Raw genomic sequence first — 19,345 nt, 5'->3', positions numbered from 1 at the left:
TGTTGAAAAGTTCAACATTGAGATTTTGAGGTGGTTGTCATGTCCGTGGACACCGCACCCGTCGCCAGCGCCACGCCGGCGCCCCCGTCCCCGAACGTTCCGCTGCGGAGCTGGCTGGCCGTCATCGCGGTGGCCACCGCCACCTTCGCGATGGTCACCGTGGAGTCGCTGCCGGTGGGGCTGCTCACCGCCATCAGCGGCGGTCTCGGCGTCTCCCCAGGGCTGGCCGGGCTGACCGTGACCCTGCCGGGGCTGCTGGCGGCGATCTCAGCCCCGGTCCTGCCGATCCTGATCCGCCGGCTCGACCGGCGTCTGGTGCTGCTGAGCCTGCTCACGGTCATGCTCGCGGCGACCCTCACATCCGCGCTCGCGCCCAACTTCGGCGTGCTGCTGGCCTCCCGCGTCTTCGTCGGCATCGCCATCGGCGGCTTCTGGGCGCTGGCCGCCAGCGTCGCCGTCCGGCTCGTACCCGAACGTCACATCCCCCGCGCCACCTCGCTGGCCTTCGGCGGCGCCACCGCCGCCAACGTGCTGGGCGCTCCCGCCGCCACCCTGATCGGCGGGCTGACCGACTGGCGGATCGCCTTCGGTGTGGTCGCCGCCCTCGGCGCCCTGGTCGCCGTCGCGCTGCACGCCCTGCTGCCCAAGCTGCCCGCCACCACGACCGTCTCGCCGCGCACCCTGGTCGCCCAGCTGCGCAACCCCGCCGTGCGCGCCGCGGTGACCGCCACCTTCCTCCTGGTCGGGGCGCACTGGGCCGCCTTCACCTTCATCAGCCCGATCCTGCAGCAGACCTCCGGGCTCGACGCCACGCTGATCGGCCCCGCGCAACTGGCCTTCGGCGTCGCCGGGATCCTCGGCACCTTCGTCGCCGGGTCCGCCGCCGCCCGCGACCCGCGCCGCGCGCTCATCGTCGCCGGTGTGCTGCTGGCCGCCTCCCTGGCCCTGTTCCCCCTCGTCGGCGCCACGCCGGCCGGCGGCCTGGTCCTGCTGGTCGTCTGGGGCCTGGCCTTCGGCGGGGTGCCCGTGGGCGTGCAGAGCTGGATCTTCAAGGCCGCTCCTGAGGCAGCCGAGGCCGCCACCGCGCTGAACACCTCGATGTTCAACCTGGCGATCGCTGTGGGCGCGGCGGTCGGCGGCGTCATCGTTTCGATGACCGGCACCACCGGCGTCCTGTGGATCGGCGCGGCACTCGGCGTCGTCGCCGGCCTGGCCGTCTGGGCCACCGGCCGCTCCCTGGCCAGGTGAGCTGTACACCGAGGCAACGGCCACGTGGCGCGCTCGATCCGGACCGGCTCCGGCGGGCGCGCCTCATGCCGTCTTCCCGCTATCGTTCACCAGGCTCGGGCAGGGCCTGCTGCCGGTAGAGCACCTCGAACAGGTGGCCGCCCTTGATCAGAATCGACGCCTCAACAGGGCGCTCAGCGTCACTGCGGACCACCCGGAACTGCCTGATCACCGGCACGTCGGGTGGCAGGTCGAGTACCACGACCTCGTCGGTACGCGGTTGCCGCACCGAAACCCGATCCTCGAAGGTCCGCTCAGGGAAGCCCAGGTCGGCGAGTGCCTTGGGAGCACCGCCTCTGATCTTTACCTGCCGGGCGAGGGGTGTCCCCTGAGCGATGGCGAGGGGATAGTACGACCACGAAAGTTCGATCGGATCGCCCGCGTGCAGCAGGACACGGTGGCGCTCCACGCACCGCTCGCCTTTGCCGAGATCGAGCGCGTACGCGACGTCTGCCGGTGGCTCGACCTCACGCACATGCAGCAGGTGGTAGCCGTAGCCGCCCGGTGCGGGTGTCTTGTACGCGGTGGCCGTGACGGTGAAGGGCTGCCGTTGCCGTACGAAGACACCCTTGCCGGGGTGCCCCTCCAGGAAGCGCTCCTCTTTCAGGAGCTTGATCGCTCCCTGGATGGTGGCGGGTGCGCATCCGTACTGCTCCGCGAGTTGCTGCGTCGAGGGCAGTTGTGCGCTGGCGGGAAGAATCCCGGACATGATCTCGGCTCGCAGGTCTGCGGCCACCTGCTGATGCCGAGGCCGGCTGTCAACCCGTTTCACCACGTTCAGCCTTCCTCGTGTTCGTACCGCAGTTCGCGACCGCTGGCGATCATAGTCATCATGGTGCTCTCGAACGGGGTTCCTGCTTCGTCCCGGACGACGCGACGAAGCACCAGGACCCAGTCGGTCTCACCGAGGTTCAGGAGGTTTCGCTCGATCGCCGTGGCCGGCCGGGCGCTCACCGCTTCCTCGACCTTACGCACCCTGTGGCCGAGTTCGGCGAGCAGTCGCACCGCGCCGCCACGGATCTTCCCTGTTCGTGCGAGAGGCGTACCGCAAGCGATCGAGGCTGGATAGTAGGAGTCGGCGAGCTCGACCGGAGCGCCGTCCAGCAACACGATGCGGCGCCGGACCACCACGTGTTGTCCGCCCTCAATGCTCAGGTCACGGGCGATGTCCGGGGGCGCTGGGATCTCGCCGACTTCGCGGAGCTCGTTCGTGCCCACGTGTCCCCGCTGGGCGGCTTCGTCAGCCCAGGCGTCAGAACCTTCGTGGCGAGGCCGGACATAAGGCATTGAGGTGTTGACCCACCCTGAGGGACGCATGTCCTACGCTCTCCGATCGACTCGTCCTACTTCATCACCATACTCGTAAGCCAGTAAGGTGGACAGCCGACCGACCTTGCTGCCATTTTCATATGGCAGTACAGTGGGCAGGTGCAGACAGCGTGCTCCTGTGACTTCTTTCCCGGACCGCCGGTGCCGGTGAAGACAGGCGCTCAACCCTGTACGCACCGCTTCGCGCGGCAATTTCTGTCCGGAGGCCGACATCGCGGCCGTTCTGGAAGTCGGTATGAGCATGGACGAGTATCACGGTGCACACCCGAAGGCCGCGGCGGAGGGGCACGTCGTCATCGACTGGTCCGACCCCGTGACAAGATGTACTCCCATCCGGGTCCGTGACCATACGTGCGCATGCCTGGTGACGTCGTACGAGCTCTGCATGGCGGGTGGCTTGAGCCACATCCGCAGGACGGAAAGGACGGCCGGCGGTCCTCAGGTCAGCGAGAGCCCGTGGGTGCACGTCGCGGAGGCGAAGCGGCTGTGGTACGAACTGCTCGCGGGAAATGCTCGTTAGCGACGCGTGTGCCCACCAAGGTCGAGGCGAGCCCTATGGGCGCACCCGTTCCTCTCGGTACGGAACCACTCTGACCGGTCCCTTCAGCCCGTACGGTTGCCGCTTCAGCCCGCCGTAGACGTCCGGGTCCGCCACCCTGAGCCGGTTGCCCAGCGGGGTGGCCACCTCGACCTCGATGGTGTTGGGGCCGCGCCGGACGTGCGGGCCGAGGTCCACGATCGGGTGGAGCTGGTCGACGGGGTCCAGGCGCCGGCCGTTGACGCGCACCCGGCACGTGTCGGTCACCTCGCCCAGCTCCAGGTACGCCGGGCCGTCCAGGTCGACCGTGGTGGTGTAGGTCCCGATGCCCGACACGTCGGCCAGTCCGGGGAGCTCCGCCCAGGGAGCGAGCGTGTCCAGGTCCAGCTCGTGGATGACTTTCGAGGTCTGCGTCGGCGTGGCGCCGGGCTGCCAGTCCTCGACCCTGAGCCGCCACGACGACAGCTCCACAGGCGGGGGGACCTCGCCGACGGCCGTGGTGACGGTGCGGCCGGTGGAGAGGGTGGTGGTGTAGGCGCCTGCCTTGGCGGCCCGGATGGAGAGGTCGCCGCCGGTGTAGAGGGCGCGGTCCGCGTCGGTGGCGGTGGCGTGGGGGAGCCGGCCCGTACGGTCGCCGAACAGCCCGGCCCGCGCGATCGCGACGATCCGGGCCTGCCCGGGCCGGAGGGCGACGCGCAGGCGGATCCCGTCGGGCTCCTCCGTGTACAGCGCGATCCGCTCGGCCCGCCCGGTCCACGGGTCCAGCAGGTACGGGACTCCGTGGCGGTCCGCGCGGGCCAGCGTGACGTCGTGGTCGATCGGGGCGACCGGCGGTTTGGGGTTCTCGACGTGCTTGCCGTTGCACAGGTAGTAGTAGTCGATCTTCCCGGCTGACCGTCGCAGGGTGAGCAGCGTGCTGGGGGCGGCGTACCGCACGTCGGGCCGCACGCCGAGGGAGGCGAGCGCGCCGGGGACGTCGGCCTGGCCGGCGACCATCCGCACCGTGGGCTCGGCCAGCAGCGCGGCGACGAGTTCGCGCAGCCGCTCGTTCTCGCCGTCCCGGGGCAGGCCCGGCACCGAGGCCGACTCCCACGCGCCGAGCAGCACGATGGGCAGCCCGGCCCGCGCGTACTCCAGCAGGCGCCCGGCCACCGGCACCGTCATCGTGGGCTCGGCCGCGTAGAACTTGTCGCCCTCGACGAACAGCGCCTTGTAGGCGGGCCCCGACGGCGCGAGCCGGCCGCCGGAGACGCGGGCGGCGGGCAGGTCGAGCAGGGGGCCGCTGACGAACTGGTGGGTCCAGCCGGTGGGGATGCCGTCGCCGGTGAACCAGGAGGCGCCGATGCCGGTCTTGGTGTAGCCGGTCTGCCGCAGGACGGCGACGTCGGCTCGGGGCACGCCCTCACGCAGGACCTCGTGGACACGGGCGAGATATCCAGAAATATCGGATACGTGGTGCCAGGTCGGCTGGCGCGGCCCCCACGACTCGGCGTAGCCGGCCGTCCCGTCGTACGGCGTGAACGCGGCGAACCCCGGCCAGGCCGCCCCCGGCGCGCTCGCGTAGCTGAACCCGTGCAGCACCGTCTGGTTGAGCCCCGCCGCGTACGCGCCCCCCATGGTGGTGAGCAGCCTCGTCCACGTCGTGGTGTAGGCGCCGCCAGCGTACGCCCCCGCCTCGCTGGACAGCAGCTCGTGCCCCGCCAGGTCCCGGCCGCCGGCCAGGCAGCGGTAGTCGTCGAGGTTCTTGAACCCGAGCGACTCGCCCTCGGGGATGTCCAGCACGGCCGCCGCCGCGATGGCGTCGGTCCGCAACCCGTACGGCTGCGCGCGCAGCTTCAGCCCGAGCGAGTGGGCCCAGTCGCGCAGCCCGGCGAAGTGGTGCTCGTTGAACAGCTCGGAGATCGTGTCCCAGTAGTCCTTGCGGGCGTGCCGGGTCATGGCGGCCTCGTACGCGAAGACCGGGTCCTCCTCGGCCAGCAGCACCACCGGCAGCAGGGGCGCGAGCGGGTGGCCCCGCCGCCGCCCGAACTCCTCCAGCAGCCCCGGCGTCCACGGCAGCGCGTCGGTCTCGATCTCGATGGAGTCCTCGAACAGCGCGCCGCCCGCCTTCTTCAGCAGCCGGCGCGTGGCGGGCGTGAGCAGCTCCGACTCCCAGTGGTCGATGACCGCCTGGGTGCCCGCCGCGCTGAAGTGGTCGACCACGTACGCCTCGGGCGCGGTGTGCGGGCCGGACTCGGGGCGCTGGCCGGAGCCGCGCTCCCAGTAGGAGATCAGCACCCACTCGCCGTCGGCGGGCGCGGTCCAGGTGACGTTCTCGCCGGTCACGGGCACCTCCCGCACGGAGGCGGGGTCGAGGCCGGTCTCGTCGCCGGTGGAGTGGGCGGGCTCGATCCTGGCGGCCTGGACGAGCAGCAGTTTCCGCTCGGTGACGCCCTCGCCGGGCGGCACGGCCGGTGGCGGCGCGGCGCCCGCGTACGTGGCGCCCGCGGCGACCGTGACCGAGCCGTGGGCGAGCTCCTTGACCGCGGCCGGGCTGTCCGGGGTGATGGACGGCACCGCCGCCGGCCAGGACGGGCCGATGGTCAGGTCGATGCGGATGCCGCGCCTGGCCGCCTGGTCGAGCGCGGCCTCGACGGCGGCGTTCCACGCGGGGGTGCCCCAGCCGTGGCGGGCGGGGTCGAGCACGGACTTGTCGCGGATGCTGTGGTGCACCGCCGCGATCTCCGCGCCGCCGAACCCGGCGGCGGCGAGCTGGTCGACCTCCCGCCGGATCTCGGCGGGATCGACGTGGGCGTCGGGCCACCACCAGCGCACCATGGGCCGCGCGGACCGGGCCGGACGAGAGGACCAGATCCTCCCCGGCCCACCGGCGGCGGGCGTTCCGGAAAGGGCGAGCGTGGCCGTGGCGGTGCTCAGGAAGAGGAAGCCGCGGCGCGTCAGATCGTTCATGGGGGATGCTCCAGCGGGCCGGAGGGCGGGGGTGGAGAACGCCCGCGGGCGGGGGATCGGTCGCCGCCCGCGGGCGCCGTCTAACTCGGGACGGGGTACGGGAAGGCGCTGGTCACGCCGATCTTGTCGTACTCCATCTTCGAGGCGTCGAAGCCGTCCGCCCAGTTGGCGTTGGTGACCTCGTTGCACTGGTAGCTCTGGTACTTGTCGTCGGTCACCTTGCCGACCTCGATGTCGGCGAAGGAGAAGCCGCAGCCGCCGGCGTCCATGTGCACCCCTCGCGTCCCGCTGTCGGGCATCGACGCGTCGGGGATGACGTCGCCGATCACGACCTGGGAGACGTGGTTGGTGATCGGGTGCGGATCGGTGTTGCTGACGCCGTAGGTGTAGAAGGCGCCCATGTCACCGCTGTCCAGGCCCGCCTCCTCGATGCGGAGATACTTGAACACGTTGCCGTGCGCGTACCCGTCGCCGTCCTTGACCTCGGGGCGCACCTCCAGGCTGACGCCGTAGCGGGCGCTGTGCCGGACGACCGTGTGGCTGACCTCGTTGTTGCCGGTGTTCATGAGCTCGACGCCGGCCGCGTCGCCGGGCACGAGCTCGCCGACGTGGTGGATGTAGTTGTTGGTGAAGACGTTGTGACCCGCCACGTCGCCTTCGCCCGGGTAGCCGCCCTCGACCTTGATGCCGTCGGCGCCGATGTTCTCCAGCAGGCTGTCGGAGATCCGGATGTGGTCGTTGGCGAACAGCAGGTAGACCGCCGTGAAGCCGGTGTCGGCGATGTGCAGCCGGGTCAGGTCGACGCCCCGGGTGTTGGTGAGGGTGACCGCGCCGAACCGGTTGCGCGGCATCTCGATCTGCCGGTCGTACTCGGGGTACTTGTGCGGCACGCCGGCGTCGCCCGCGCTGATCCAGCCGTTGCGGTACCAGCCGACGAAGTCGCTGTACTGCAGGGCCAGCCCGTCGAGGGTGAGGTTCTGGACCCGCTTGTCCGGGGTGCTGCCCGCCAGCGAGACGATCGTCTGCACCGTCGGCGCCATGACCTCGTCGATCGAGCCGCGCGGCCAGTAGTAGACCTCGCCCTTGCCGAAGTCGAAGAAGTACTCACCCGGCTGGTCGAGGAAGTCGAGGGAGTTCTGCAGGAAGTAGCGCGAGCCGCCGCGGCTGTTGACCAGGGCGTAGCGCGTCCAGTGTTCGAGGGTGATCTGGTTGTCGTCCCACGACGGGTTCTGGATCGGGACGGTGTCGGTGAACCAGCTCCAGCTGCCGCCCGACCAGACCGTCACCTGCGCGTTGTCGAGGTTCCAGCTCTTGTCCCACTCGCCCGGGTTGGAGTAGAGCCACTGGTGCACCGCCTCCTTCTCCGGCTCCTTGAGCACGGAGGTGAGGTAGGGCGCCCACACGTCGTCGGACCTGCGGTTGGGGAAGCGGGCGGTGGTGGCGCGCCTGCCGTCCTCGAACAGCGTGTAGAAGGTCCGGTCGACCTTCGTCTTGTAGATGTCGCCCTTGTACTTCTGCCAGCCGGTGAGCGGCTCGGCGCCGAGCAGGCGGGCCTTGCCCGGCCCGTCCGCGCTGCGGTAGATGATCCGGTGGCCGTTCTCGCCCGAGTCGGCCTCGGTGAACTCGATGGTCTTGTCGACGACGTAGTCGCCGGCCTTGACGTTGACCACGATGTCGCACTTCTGGTGCTTCTTCTTGGCCCTGACCTGGTCGCGGGCGTGCTCGATCGTCTTCCACGGGCGTTGCGCGTTGCCCGCCCCACGGTCCGCGCCGTCGGGCGCGACGTAGAACTCCACCGGCTTGCACGGGGCCTGCGCGCTCGCGGCCGGCGCGACGACCAGCGCCGCCAGGACGACCACCGCCGCGCTCACGACCTTCACTGCCGCACCTTCCCGGGCGCCGCCTTGGCCTCCGGCAGCGGGTACGGGAACGCGTCGGTCACGCCGATCTTGTCGTACTCCATCTTCGAGGCGTCGAAGCCGTCCGCCCAGTTGGCGTTGGTGACCTCGTTGCACTGGTAGCTCTGGTACTTGTCGTCGCTGACCTCGCCGACCTCGATGTCGGCGAAGGAGAAGCCGCAGCCGCCGGCGTCCATGTGCACGCCCCGGGTGCCGCTGTCCGGCATCGCGCCGGCCGGGTCGTTGATGACGTCGCCGATCACCATCTGCGAGACGTGGTTGTCGATCTCGTGCGGCTCGGTGTTGCTGACGCCGTAGGTGTAGAAGGCGCCCATGTCGCCGCTGTCCAGCCCTGCCTCGTCGATGCGGATGTAGGAGAAGCGGTTGTTGCGGGCGTAGTTGTCCTCGTCCTTGATCTCGGGACGGACCTCGAGGCTGATGCCGTAGCGGGCGCTGTGCCGGACGTTGATGTGGCTGATCTCGTTGTTGCCCGTGCTCATCAGCTCGATGCCGGCCGCGTCGCCGGGGACGAGCTCGCCGACGTGGTGGATGTAGTTGTTGGTGATCGTGTGATGACCCGAGATGTCGCCCTCGCCGGGATAGCCGCCCTCGACCTTGATCCCGTCGGCGCCGATGTTCTCCAGCAGGCTGTCCGACACCCTGACCCGCTCGTTGGCGAACAACATGTAGACGCCCATGAAGCCGCTGTCCGACAGGTGCAGCCTGGTCAGGTCGATGTCCCGCGAGTTCGTCACCGTGATCATGCCGAACCGGTTGCGCGGCATCTCGATCTGCCGGTCGTAGACCGGGTACTTGTGCACGTAGCCCGAGTCGCCCTCGCTGATCCAGCCCGCGCGATACCAGTCCACGAAGTCGCTGTACTGCAGCGCCAGCCCGTCGAAGGCGAGGTCGTGCACCCGCTGCTCGGGGGTGCTGCCCGCGATCTGCAGGATCGTCTTCACCGTCGGCGCCATGACCTTGTCGATCGAGCCGCGCGGCCAGTAGTAGACCTCGCCCTTGGCGAAGTCGAAGTAGTACTCACCCGGCTGGTCGAGGAAGCGCAGCGTGTTCTGCAGGAAGTAGCGCGAGCCGCTGCGGCTGTTGACGAACGAGTAGCGGGCCCAGTGGTTGAGCGTGAAGAAGTTCTTGCGGAAGTCGGCGCCGCCCAGCGGCACGGTGTCGGTGAACCAGCTCCACGAGCCGCCCGACCAGACCACGACCTGGGCGTTCTGGTCGAAGTCGGCGTCCCACTCCTGCGGCACGTCCTCCGGCTTGAAGTACAGCCACTGGCGCACCGCCTCCTTCTCCGGCTCGCCGAGGATGGAGAACAGGTAGGGGGACCACAGCTCGTCGCTCGTCCTGTTCGGGTGGCGGGCGGTGGTGGCGCGCTTGCCGTCCTCGAACAGCGTGTAGAAGTTCCGGTCGATCTTGGTCTTGTAGATGTCGCCCTTGTACTTCTGCCAGCCGGTGAGCGGCTTGGCGCCGAGCAGGCGGGCCTTGCCCGGCCCGTCCGCGCTGCGGTAGGTGATCGTGTGGCCGTTCTCGCCCGAGTCGGCCTCGGTGAACTCGATGGTCTTGTCGACGACGTAGTCGCCGGCCTTGACGTTGACCACGATGTCGCACTTCTGGGGCTTCTTGTCGGCCCGCAGGGCGTCGCGGGCCTGCTCGATCGACTTCCACGGGCGCTTTTCGGTGCCGTCGCCCCGGTCGCCGCCCGAGGGGGAGACGTAGTAGTCACAGGTGGGCTTGGCCGCCGCCGAAGGAGCGGAGGCGGAGGCCGGGGCGGTCAATCCGCCGATGAGTAAGATGATCGCGCCGACAGACCTGATGATCACTGGCTCTCCTTGACGTTCCGCCACCGCTCGTACTCGGCGCGGGTTTCGGGGGTGAGTGGGTAGTAGTCGGAAAGCGCCCCGCCCTCTTCGATGCGGGCGCGGCTGTAGAGCTCCCACTGCTCGTGGTCGGCCGCCGCCTCCAGCACCTGCTGGGCGCGACGGCGCGGCACGACCACCGCGCCGTCGTCGTCGGCCACGCACAGGTCGCCGGGCAGCGCCAGCGTCCCGCCGACGGCCACCGGCACGTCGTACGCCCACGGGAACAGCTCCGCCTGCGAGGCGTAGTGGGGGGTGGCGCCCGTCGACCAGATCGGCAGGCCGAGGCCGCCCACCCTGGGCAGATCCCTGATCCGGCCGTCGACGACGATGCCCGCGCCGCCCTTGCGCTTGAAGTAGCGGACCAGCATGTCGCCGAAGCACCCGGTGTAGGCGCTGCCGTACGCCTGCACGACCAGCACGTCGCCGGGCCGGATCTCCTCGAGCACGGCCCACAGGGCGGTGTGCCGCTCCACGTACTCCTGGCCGAGCCCGGAGGCGATGTCCTCGCGCTGCGGCATGAACTGCAGCGTGCGCACCCGGCCGGCGATCTTCTGTCCTTGGGCGATGGGACGCGGTCCCTCGATGAAGGTGCGCCGGATGCCCTGCGCGTGCAGCTTGGCGCAGGCGGTGGCCGCGCTGATCCGGGACAGCCCCTCCACGAGGGCGGGATCGGGTTCGGCGGGCAGTTCTCCGCGAACAGGCAGATCCCAGATGGCGTCGTCCATGAAACTCCTCAGTAGTGCTGGTGCGACGGCGTGCGGGCGCGCGCGGTCGTGTGCAGGTCGAGCCGGATGCGGCGGCCGGGCGGCAGCTCCACGAGCAGGCGCGGGCCGTCCACCGCCACCTCCTGCCCGGCCTCGGTGATCGGGGGAGGGGTGTAGGCGCGCGGGTCGCCCGGGTAGCCGTCGCCGCTGGACCTGGTGACCACCGCGCGGTCGATCCGGTGCTCGCCGAACGCGCCCGCCTGCACCACGACGCTGCGGGTGCGGGCGACGCCGAGGTTGACCAGCTCGACGCCGGTGGCGCCGGGGCGTACCGAGTCGACCAGCGCGGCCACGTCCGGAGGCAGGCCGGGACGGCGGCGGTCGGCGTCGAAGTAGGCGAGCCGGGCGGGCAGCAGCCCGCCGTTGTAGAGCACCTGCGGGGTGCCGGTGGCCAGCTGCAGCAGCGCCTCCGTGACGACCGGGTTGAGCCGCTGCCAGTGGTGCACGTGGATGGTGGACAGGTCCGCGGTGTCGGCGTCGATGAGCGCCATGCGCCGCTGCACCTGGCCGAGCGCCGCCGACAGCATGGCCTCGGGGAAGCCGGGGTTGGCGCCGCGCAGGAACTCCAGCCAGGGCGCCTCGTGCCCGGCCTCCTCCTTGTTGCGGAACGGGCGCACGGTCGTCCAGTCGTAGCCGGAGCCGGCCCGCAGCCGGTCGAGCCGGTCGGCGTCGCCGCCGGACTGGCTCGCGTGCCAGAGCCAGACCGGCAGGCCCAGCTGCGGTGGCTGGAAGTCGAACCAGCCCTGGTCGTCGTGCCGGTTGGGCACCAGCATGGTGGGCTTGCCCGCCTCGTCGCCGAGCTCGGCCAGCCAGCGGTCGCTGATGCTCATGTCCGTCTCGGTGACGCTCGCCTGGACGGCGTGGCCGTACACGGCCTCCAGAGGGTCGCGGCCGATGGCCAGGGCGGCGTCGTCGCCGGTCAGCAGGTGGGCGTTGACCGCGGCGATCGCGGCGGCGGCGCCCACGCTGTAGATGCCGTGCGGCCACTGCCAGCCGTAGTTGCCGCCGTACCAGCGACCGCCGTGCAGCTCGCCGACGGCGCCGGACGGGCCGACGTTGTCGGGCAGGATCCCGCCGTTGGCCTCCGCCCTGCGCTGCCAGGCGCCGATGTAGCGCAGCGCCCAGTCGCGGTAACGCTCGTCGCCGTCGTACAGCCAGGCGTTGACGGCCAGGCTCGTCGCGGCCAGGTTGACGGCCACGTCGCCGCGGCCGATGCGCTCGCTCATCGCCGCGCCCATGCGGGCGGCGTTGCACGGGTCGGCCAGGTCCTCCCACCGCGTGATGCCCGGCAGGTCGCGCAGCGGCAGGCCGAACGGCCGCATGCTGACCAGGTCGGTGTGGTAGGAGGCCCACTCCCACTGCAGGCCGTAGCGGGGGCCGCCGGCGCCGTTGTGCGGGGCGCGGATGATGTCGCGCTCGGCGTCGTAGTTGGCCGAGCCCGGGAGGTAGAGGTCGGCGAAGCGGCGGGCGCGCTCGCGGAAACGTTCGTCGCGCGGGTCCGCGGCGCAGATGCCGTAGAACAGCAGCAGCGACTCGCCCTGGTGGAACCAGTCATAGCCGCGCTCGAACTCGTCCACCAGGTAGCCGAGCTCCGTGAGCTGCGTGGTGACGCCCTCCCAGTGGTGCTTGGCGGCGTCCAGCAGGTCGTCCGCGCCGCCCAGCTGGTAGAGCGTCGGCCAGTTGAAGAACGCCTCGTAGAAGTCGTCGGCGCCGTCCCGGTCGGCTGCCGGCCCGTGGTAGATGAGCCGCCCGTCGGGCCCGCAGTAGCGGGCGGCGAAGGCCCGCCAGGCCTCGTCGAGCGTGTCGAACAGGCGGCGCTCCAGCACCGCCCAGGCGGGCGGCGTGCCGAGCGGGACGGTCGCGGTGACGGAGGGCACGGCGGGGTCGGAGGGCGCCGAGAACTCGGGGGACTCGGGGGACTCGGGTTTCGAGGGCTCGGACGGTGAGGGCACTGTGCGCATCTTCAACCTTTCGTGGCCCCGGCGGTGAGGCCGCTGATGATGTGCCGTTGCATGAAGACGAAGAAGACGAGGAGCGGGGCGATGGCCAGCAGCAGCGTCGGGAACACCACCGTGTAATCGGTGGAGTACTGGCTGACGGCGGCGTAGACGCCCGTGGTCACCGTGTAGAGGCCGCTGCCGGGGCCCAGGATGATCTGCGGGTTCACGAAGTCGTTCCACACCGAGAACGTGTTGAGGATGACCATCGTGGCGACCGCGGGCCGCATCAGGGGGAAGACGATCTGCCAGAACGTGCGCAGCCGCCCCGCCCCGTCGACGGCCGCCGCCTGGTCGAGCACGGCGGGGATGGTGGCGATGTAGCCGGCGTACAGGAAGATCGAGAACGGCAGCGTGAGCGTGGTCTCGAACAGCACGAACCCGCGGATGGTGCCCATGAGGCCGAGGGTCTTGAGCACGTACACGACGGGGATGACCAGCACCTGGCCCGGGATGAACGTCCCGGCCAGGAAGAACAGCATGAGCACCCGGAACCGGCGCTTGGGGCTGCGCGCGATCGTGTACGCGGCGGGCGCGGCCAGCAGCACCGACAGCACGTTGACGGCCACCACGAACAGCAGCGTGACCGCGTACCCCTTGACCACGTCGAACTGCGGGTTCGTCAGCGCCCTGCCGAGCGGTTCCAGCGTGAGGCCGCCCAGGCCGAACGGGTCGCTCAGGATGTCCTGCTGGCCCTTGAACGCGTTGACGGTCAGCACGTAGAGCGGGACGAGCATGAAGGCGACGGTCGCCCAGAGGAAGGTCTTTCTCACTGGTGCACCGCCATCTCGCCGCGCCGGCGCAGCTTGGTCACCACGAACGCCAGCGCCGCGGTGACCAGCATGAGGATCACCGACTGCGCCGAGCCGAAGCCGAGGCGGGCGTCGTGGAAGGAGTTCCACAGGATGAGGTAGGCGACGGTCTGGGTCTGCCCGGCGGGGCCGCCCGCCGTCAGCGACACCACCAGGTCGTACGTCTTGAGCAGCGTCACCAGCGACAGCACGATGTTGATCGTCACCGACGGCCCCAGCGCGGGCAGTGTCACGTTCCTGAACACCTGCCACCGGGTCGCCCCGTCGATCTTCGCGGCCTCGATCAGCGAGTGCGGCACCGCCTGGAGCCCGGCCAGGTAGAGCACGACGTTGACGCCGAACCCGGCCCACACCAGCACCGCGATCATCGTGACCGTGGCCCAGGCAGGGTCGGACAGGAACGGCAGCACCTCACCGCCCCACGTGGTCACCAGGTTGTTGACCGCGCCGGTGGTGCCGAGGATGGCCGACCAGAGGAAGCCGACCACGAGGGCGCTGAGCACGTGCGGGTAGAACAGCACGATCCGGAAGAACGTGTTGGCCCGGGAGGCACCGTTCACCAGGAGGGCGAAGCCGAGGCCGAGCAGGTTGAGCCCGGCCGTGCCCGCCGCCGCGATCAGCAGGGTGACCAGGGCCGCGCGGCGCAGCTCGGGGTCGTCGAGCAGGCTCGCGTAGTTGGCGGCGCCGACGAAGGCGGGGTCGGCGCTGAAGCCGTCCCAGTCGGTCAGGCTCAGGTAGAAGGCCAGGCCGACCGGGATGACCAGCATCACCACGTAGAGGATGGTGGCCGGGCCGGCCATCAGCGCGGTCGTCAGGCCGTCGTGCCGCCGCCTGGGCCTGCGCGGCGTCTCGCGCGCGGTGGCCACGGGTGCTTCCCGGGTGAGGGTCATGAGCGTCCGGCCAGCCAGCGGTCCACGCCCTCGGCGACCTCCTTGGGCGACTTGCCCACGTACAGGCCCTGGACCTCGGTGTTCCACGCGGAGTTGAAGCCCTTGGGGAGGGTGGCGTCGCCGTAGCCCTCGCCCTGCGGGACGCCGGCCGGCGCCTGGTCGAGGATCTCCTGCACCTGCTTCTCCAGCGGGGTGAACTCGCGCTCGACGCCGGTGCGGAAGTTGCCGTCCTGCTTGAGCTGGCTCTTGACCGCGGCCGGGTCGGTGACGAGCCACTGGACCAGCTTGAGCGCCGCGTCCTTCTGCGGGCTGGACTTGAGGATCATGTACGGGGCCGCGAGCGTCGCGCCCTGCGGGCCGGGGTGCTGCTGGCCCTTGTCGACCGGGGCAGGGAAGACGCCGACCTCGAAGTCCTTCTCGGCCTTGGCCTCGGCGGCGGTGAACCAGCTGCCCATGACGTACATGCCCGACTTGCCGGACAGGAACGCGGTCTCGGCGTCGGCGTACTTCATGCCCAGGGCGTTCTTGTCGACGTACCCCTTGCCGATCCAGCCGTGGTAGCGCTCCAGGTACGGCAGCAGCGACTCGCCGGCCTTGATCTTGCCCGACGTGACGTCCTGCTGCCAGGTGGGGTGGTGCTGGGCCCGGGAGGGGTTGGAGAGCTGGAGCAGTTGCAGGCCGGTCAGGAAGTCGCCGCCGGTCTGCAGCGGCAGGTAGCCGGCCGACTTGAGCTTGCCCATGGCCGCGTCGAGCTCGTCCCACGTGGTCGGCGGCTTGTCGATCCCGGCCTTGCCGAAGGCGGCCTTGTTGTAGAAGACCAGCGACTGGGCCTGCACGCCGACGCCGACGGTGTAGATCTTGCCGCCCAGCCTGGCCTGCTCGACCAGCGGCGTGTCCTTCGCCCACGGCTGGTCGCTCAGGTCGAGCATCTGCTTGGCCAGCGTCTCGTCGGCCATCAGCGTCTCGACCACGTCGGGGGCGTTGCCGGCGGCGAGCTGCTGCGGCAGCGTGTCGGCCACGCCCTTGCCGGTAGGCGCCTCGATCTTCACGTCGATGCCGGGGTTCGCCTGCTCGAACGGCTTGACCAGGCCGTCCCAGAACGCCTGCGTGAGGTTCGGGCTGATGTTGACCAGCATCCTGACGGTGACCTGGCCGCCCTCGCTCTGCTGTGCTTGGGAGTCGCCGGCGAAGCCGCCCCCGCCGCAGCCGGTGAGCAGGAGCAGGCATCCGATGCCTGACAGGACGGGGAATGAACGGGGGGACCGCATCGCACCTCCAAGGGGCGAGATCTGCGACGCCTTTTTAATGGGTCGATACTCGATTAGCGATTATTTAATACGTTGGCAACCGGGGTCGGTCAAGGGGTTTTGCTCTGCTACAAATACGTTTCCGGCGACTATCTGAGTCATAAGTACGTTAGAGTCGGGGCGTGACTGGACGCGTTGACGACAAACGGCTGGTAATGGGCGCCGAGGAGCGCGCCACGCTCGAGGCGTGGGCGGAGGAAGCCGGGGGCGGGCTGGGCCTGCGCAGCCGCATCGTGCTGGCGTGCGCCGACGGGCTGCCGCGCAAGGAGATCGCGGCCCGGCTCGACGTCAGCTCGGCGACCGTCGCGAAGTGGCGCGCCCGCTTCGTGGAGCGCGGCCTCGACGGCCTGGCCGACGCGCCGAGACCCGGGCGGCCGCGCAGCACGGAGCGGCAGGAGGCCGAGCGCGTGATCGCCGCCGCGGCCCACGGCTCCGCAGCGCCCTCCCTCCTGCCCTCCACCCGCTCGATGGCCAGGCAGCTCGGGCTGTCGCAGTCGACGGTCGCGCGCATCTGGCAGGAGCAGCAGATCGCGCCGCCCGCCAGCCAGGTGCTGCCCAGGGAGCTGCTGTCCGACCGCGTCTACGCGCTGCTGCGCGGCTGGATCGTCTCGGGGGAGCTCGTGGCCGGGCAGCGGCTGGTGGAGGCCGAGATCGCCCGCCGGGTCGGCACCAGCCAGGCCCCGGCGAGAGAGGCTATCAAGCGATTGGCGCACGAGGGACTGGTCATCTCCTATCCCAACCGGGGCAGCTACGTCGCGGAGATCTCCGACGAGCAGGCCCGGGAGGTGCGTGACATCAGGGTGTTGCTGGAGGAGTATGCCGCACGCGGCGCCGCCGTCCGCATCCAGCCCGAGACGTTGCAGCAGCTCGCGGGGGATGTGCTGGCCATGCGGCGGGCGGCGGGCGACGGCGACATCGGAGCGTTCAGGGACGCCGACCTCGCCTTCCACCGGCGGGTGTGCGCCGCGTGCGGAAACTCCTTCCTGCTGCGGTTGTGGCGGACCATCGAGTCGAACCTGTGGAGCCTGCACGTGGTGGGCAACCCGCTCTACGAAGGCGACTGGACGGCGATGGCCGGCCACCACGACGACCTGGTGACGGCCCTGTCGTCCGGCGACCCGGACGAGGCGGCCCGCCTCTTCGCCGCCCACGCCCGCGGCGAGGCCTCCCGCACGCGCCCGCGTTCCCGGCCCGGCGCCGCCCCGCCGGGCCGGGAGGACGTCAGGCCGGGGTGATCTCGTACGTCGCGCCCTTGCGGGTGCCGAAGACGAGGACCCCGGGTTCGGGCCGGTCGGCCTTGACGGGGCGGCCTCGTTCCGTGACGGTGACCGGGCGGGCGGTGCGGAGGGTGAGCTCGCGTCCGAGGTCCGAGCGGATCCGGCCGCGCCGCAGGGCGCCGCCCTCCCACGCGAGGTCCACCTCGAACCCGCCGCGCGCCCGCAACCCCCGGTACGACCCGGCGGGCCATGCGCCGGGCAGGGCGGGCAGCAGGTGCACCTGGTCGCCGTGGCTCTGCAGCAACATCTCCGTGATCCCGGAGACCCCGCCGAAGTTCCCGTCGATCTGGAACGGCGGGTGCAGGTCGAACATGTTGGGGGCGGTGCGCGCGGGCACGAGCAGGTTGCCCAGCCGCTTGTACGCCTCGGCGGAGTCCAGCAGCCGCGCCCAGAAGTTGATCTTCCAGGCGAGCGACCATCCCGCACCCGCCTCGCCACGCAGCTCCAGCGTCCGGCGGGCCGCCTGGGCCAGGTCGGGGGAGAGGCGCGGGTCGATCTGGTGGCCGGGGAACAGCCCCCACAGGTGGGAGATGTGCCGGCTGCGCGACAGGGCGGCGTCGCCGCGGTAGTCCTCCTGCCATTCCTGGATCTGCCCGAGATGCCCCACCTGGTTGGGCACGAGCCGCGAGCGGGCCTCGCCGGCCTTCGCGCGCAGGTCCTCCTCGACCCCGAGGACCTCCGACGCCTCCGCGAACGCGCCGAACAGGTCCCGCAGGATCTGCATGTCCATGGTGGGCCCCGCGCAGATGCTGACGTTCTCGTCGCCGTCCTCGTGATGGCCCACCTCCGGCGAGTGGGAGGGGTTGGTCACCAGGTGGCCGGTCCTGGGGTCGGTCTGGAGGGTGTCGAGGAAGAACTCCACCGAGCCCTTGATGAGCGGGAAGTGCTCGCGCAACCGCCGCTCGTCGCCGGTGTAGAGGTAGTGCTCCCACAGCGTCAGGCACAACCACGCCCCGCCGGTCGGCCACACGCCGTAGAACGCGAAGTCCACGGGCGCCGTGCCGCGCCAGCCGTCGGTGTTGTGGTGGGCGACCCAGCCCTTCGCGCCGTACTGCGTCCTGGCGGTGCGCGCGCCGGTCTCGGCCAGGTCCTTGATCAGGTCGAACAGCGGGTCCATGCACTCGATGAGGTTGCCGGGACCGGCCGGCCAGTAGTTCATCTCGCAGTTGATGTTGATGGTGTACTTCGACTCCCACGCCGGCGTGAGGGAGTCGTTCCAGATGCCCTGCAGGTTGGCCGCGTGGCCGGGCGCCCGGGAGCAGGAGATCAGCAGGTAGCGGCCGTACTGGAAGTAGAGGGCGGCCAGCTGCGGGTCCGTGTCGAGCTGCTGGCGGGCGATGCGCTCGCCGGTCGGCAGCGCGACCGCCTCCGACGTGCCGAGGTCGATCTCGACCCTGCCGAACAGCTTCCGGTAGTCGTGGACGTGCTTGCGCCGCAGCACCTCGTACGGCTGCCCGGCGGCCCGCTTCAGATGCCGTTCGGCCACCTCGGCGGGGTCGCCGCCGACGTCCTTGAAGCTGCGGTAGCTGGAGCCCATGGAGATGAGCAGCGTCACCTCGTCGGCGCCGGTCACGGTGAGCGTGCCGCCGTCGGTGCCGACCGTCCCGCCCTTCGCCTCGGCCCTGGCCAGGGCGCGGAAGCGCACTTCGCCCCTGAGCCCCTGGGTGTCGCCGCTGACGCCGTCGAGGGCGATGGTGGCGGAGCCGGCGGCGGCCGTCGTGGTGGCCTGCGGGCTGGAGAAGGCCGCCTGGAACGTCACCGAGCCGGGCTTGTCGGCCGTGTGGCGCACGACGATGACCTGGCCGGGGTTGCTGGCGAAGACCTCGCGGGTGTGGCGGACGCCGTCGCGGACGTAGGTGACGGTGGTGACGGCTCGGGTCAGGTCGAGCTCGCGCCGGTAGTCGGTGAACTCGGCCGGCCCGGGGAAGGTCAGGGTGAGGTCGCCGAGCACCTGGTACGGCGCCTGCTCGCTCGGGATGCCGAGGAACTTCTCGTCGGCCAGGTTCTGCGCCTTCTGCCACTTGTCCTCCCAGACCCACTGCCGGATCTGCGGGAGGGCGGCCAGCGCCTCGGGGTTGTCGTAGGTGTGCGGCCCGCCGGCCCAGATGCTGTCCTCGTTGAGCTGGAACCGCTCGGTGGCCACGCCGCCGAACACCATGGCGCCGATCCGCCCGCAGCCGACGGGCAGCGCTTCGAGCCACTCCTCGGCCGGGCGGGTGTACCAGAGGGTGAGCGGGTTGCCCTCCGGGCCGTGCGGCGTACCGGCCCGCGCGGGACCGGCGCTCACCCCGGTCACGAGCATGGATCCGGCCGCGGCGCCTAAGCCCGTCGCGAGCACGCCTCGTCGTGTGTAGCCGTCGTTGGTCACCGTTACTCCTCTTCCAGAACGCATGCCGCCGCCGGGGCGGGATGTCATGAGAGCG

At 70.7% G+C, this 19,345-nt stretch carries 14 protein-coding genes; 3 read left to right on the top strand and 11 right to left on the bottom strand.

All coding sequences use genetic code 11. The annotated features are described in order from the left end of the window. The first annotated feature begins 39 nt into the window (after positions 1 to 39). The gene (locus tag ACZ6SA_RS00925; protein ID WP_465825902.1) at positions 40 to 1,248 is read left to right on the top strand and encodes an MFS transporter; all 1,209 of its coding nucleotides are present in this window, start codon (positions 40 to 42) and stop codon (positions 1,246 to 1,248) included. A gap of 79 nt (positions 1,249 to 1,327) precedes the next feature. On the opposite strand, the gene ACZ6SA_RS00920 is transcribed toward ACZ6SA_RS00925, so the two are convergent. After that, a complete protein-coding gene (locus ACZ6SA_RS00920; protein WP_465825900.1) occupies positions 1,328 to 2,023 on the bottom strand; it encodes a GntR family transcriptional regulator in 696 nt (231 codons plus the stop codon). A gap of 41 nt (positions 2,024 to 2,064) precedes the next feature. Continuing rightward, complete coding sequence (locus ACZ6SA_RS00915; protein WP_465825898.1) at positions 2,065 to 2,505, bottom strand: UTRA domain-containing protein; 441 nt, start codon at positions 2,503 to 2,505, stop codon at positions 2,065 to 2,067. A gap of 496 nt (positions 2,506 to 3,001) precedes the next feature. Here ACZ6SA_RS00915 and ACZ6SA_RS00910 point away from each other — a divergent pair, with 496 nt between their 5' ends. After that, the gene (locus ACZ6SA_RS00910; protein WP_465825896.1) at positions 3,002 to 3,136 is read left to right on the top strand and encodes a hypothetical protein; all 135 of its coding nucleotides are present in this window, start codon (positions 3,002 to 3,004) and stop codon (positions 3,134 to 3,136) included. A gap of 33 nt (positions 3,137 to 3,169) precedes the next feature. Here ACZ6SA_RS00910 and ACZ6SA_RS00905 read toward each other — a convergent pair whose 3' ends face one another. The 8 genes from ACZ6SA_RS00905 to ACZ6SA_RS00870 form a co-directional block, all read right to left on the bottom strand. Continuing rightward, a complete protein-coding gene (locus ACZ6SA_RS00905; RefSeq protein WP_465825894.1) occupies positions 3,170 to 6,103 on the bottom strand; it encodes a glycosyl hydrolase in 2,934 nt (977 codons plus the stop codon). Positions 6,104 to 6,183: 80 nt separating this feature from the next. Further along, on the bottom strand, positions 6,184 to 7,983 hold the full coding sequence (locus ACZ6SA_RS00900; RefSeq protein ID WP_465825892.1) for a right-handed parallel beta-helix repeat-containing protein: 1,800 nt from the start codon (positions 7,981 to 7,983) through the stop codon (positions 6,184 to 6,186). Beyond that, a complete protein-coding gene (locus tag ACZ6SA_RS00895; protein WP_465825890.1) occupies positions 7,980 to 9,836 on the bottom strand; it encodes a right-handed parallel beta-helix repeat-containing protein in 1,857 nt (618 codons plus the stop codon). Before ACZ6SA_RS00895 ends, ACZ6SA_RS00900 begins: the two co-directional genes overlap by 4 nt. Further along, on the bottom strand, positions 9,833 to 10,600 hold the full coding sequence (locus ACZ6SA_RS00890; RefSeq protein WP_347642098.1) for an RraA family protein: 768 nt from the start codon (positions 10,598 to 10,600) through the stop codon (positions 9,833 to 9,835). Before ACZ6SA_RS00890 ends, ACZ6SA_RS00895 begins: the two co-directional genes overlap by 4 nt. Before the next feature lie 8 nt (positions 10,601 to 10,608). Continuing rightward, positions 10,609 to 12,600, bottom strand: coding sequence for a DUF8034 domain-containing protein (locus tag ACZ6SA_RS00885; protein ID WP_465825887.1), 1,992 nt, complete (start codon positions 12,598 to 12,600; stop codon positions 10,609 to 10,611). Positions 12,601 to 12,602: 2 nt separating this feature from the next. Continuing rightward, positions 12,603 to 13,409, bottom strand: a complete 807-nt coding sequence (locus tag ACZ6SA_RS00880) for a carbohydrate ABC transporter permease (RefSeq protein ID WP_347622522.1) — start codon at positions 13,407 to 13,409, stop codon at positions 12,603 to 12,605. Continuing rightward, positions 13,406 to 14,338, bottom strand: coding sequence for a carbohydrate ABC transporter permease (locus tag ACZ6SA_RS00875; RefSeq protein WP_465825885.1), 933 nt, complete (start codon positions 14,336 to 14,338; stop codon positions 13,406 to 13,408). The genes ACZ6SA_RS00880 and ACZ6SA_RS00875 overlap by 4 nt, the downstream gene beginning before the upstream one ends. Continuing rightward, entirely contained in the window at positions 14,335 to 15,606 is a 1,272-nt protein-coding gene (locus tag ACZ6SA_RS00870) for an ABC transporter substrate-binding protein (RefSeq protein WP_465825883.1), read from the bottom strand. The genes ACZ6SA_RS00875 and ACZ6SA_RS00870 overlap by 4 nt, the downstream gene beginning before the upstream one ends. A gap of 161 nt (positions 15,607 to 15,767) precedes the next feature. On the opposite strand from ACZ6SA_RS00870, the gene ACZ6SA_RS00865 reads away from it, so the two are divergent. Next, a complete protein-coding gene (locus ACZ6SA_RS00865; RefSeq protein ID WP_465825881.1) occupies positions 15,768 to 16,880 on the top strand; it encodes an FCD domain-containing protein in 1,113 nt (370 codons plus the stop codon). Here ACZ6SA_RS00865 and ACZ6SA_RS00860 read toward each other — a convergent pair. Then, on the bottom strand, positions 16,867 to 19,290 hold the full coding sequence (locus ACZ6SA_RS00860) for a glycoside hydrolase family 95 protein (protein WP_465825879.1): 2,424 nt from the start codon (positions 19,288 to 19,290) through the stop codon (positions 16,867 to 16,869). The genes ACZ6SA_RS00865 and ACZ6SA_RS00860 overlap by 14 nt on opposite strands. Positions 19,291 to 19,345: the final 55 nt, after the last annotated feature.

It is taken from the genome of Nonomuraea sp. NPDC049378 (assembly GCF_055586745.1).
Note: the sequence above shows the minus strand (reverse complement) of the source record. Positions and strands in the feature narration are given on the sequence as shown.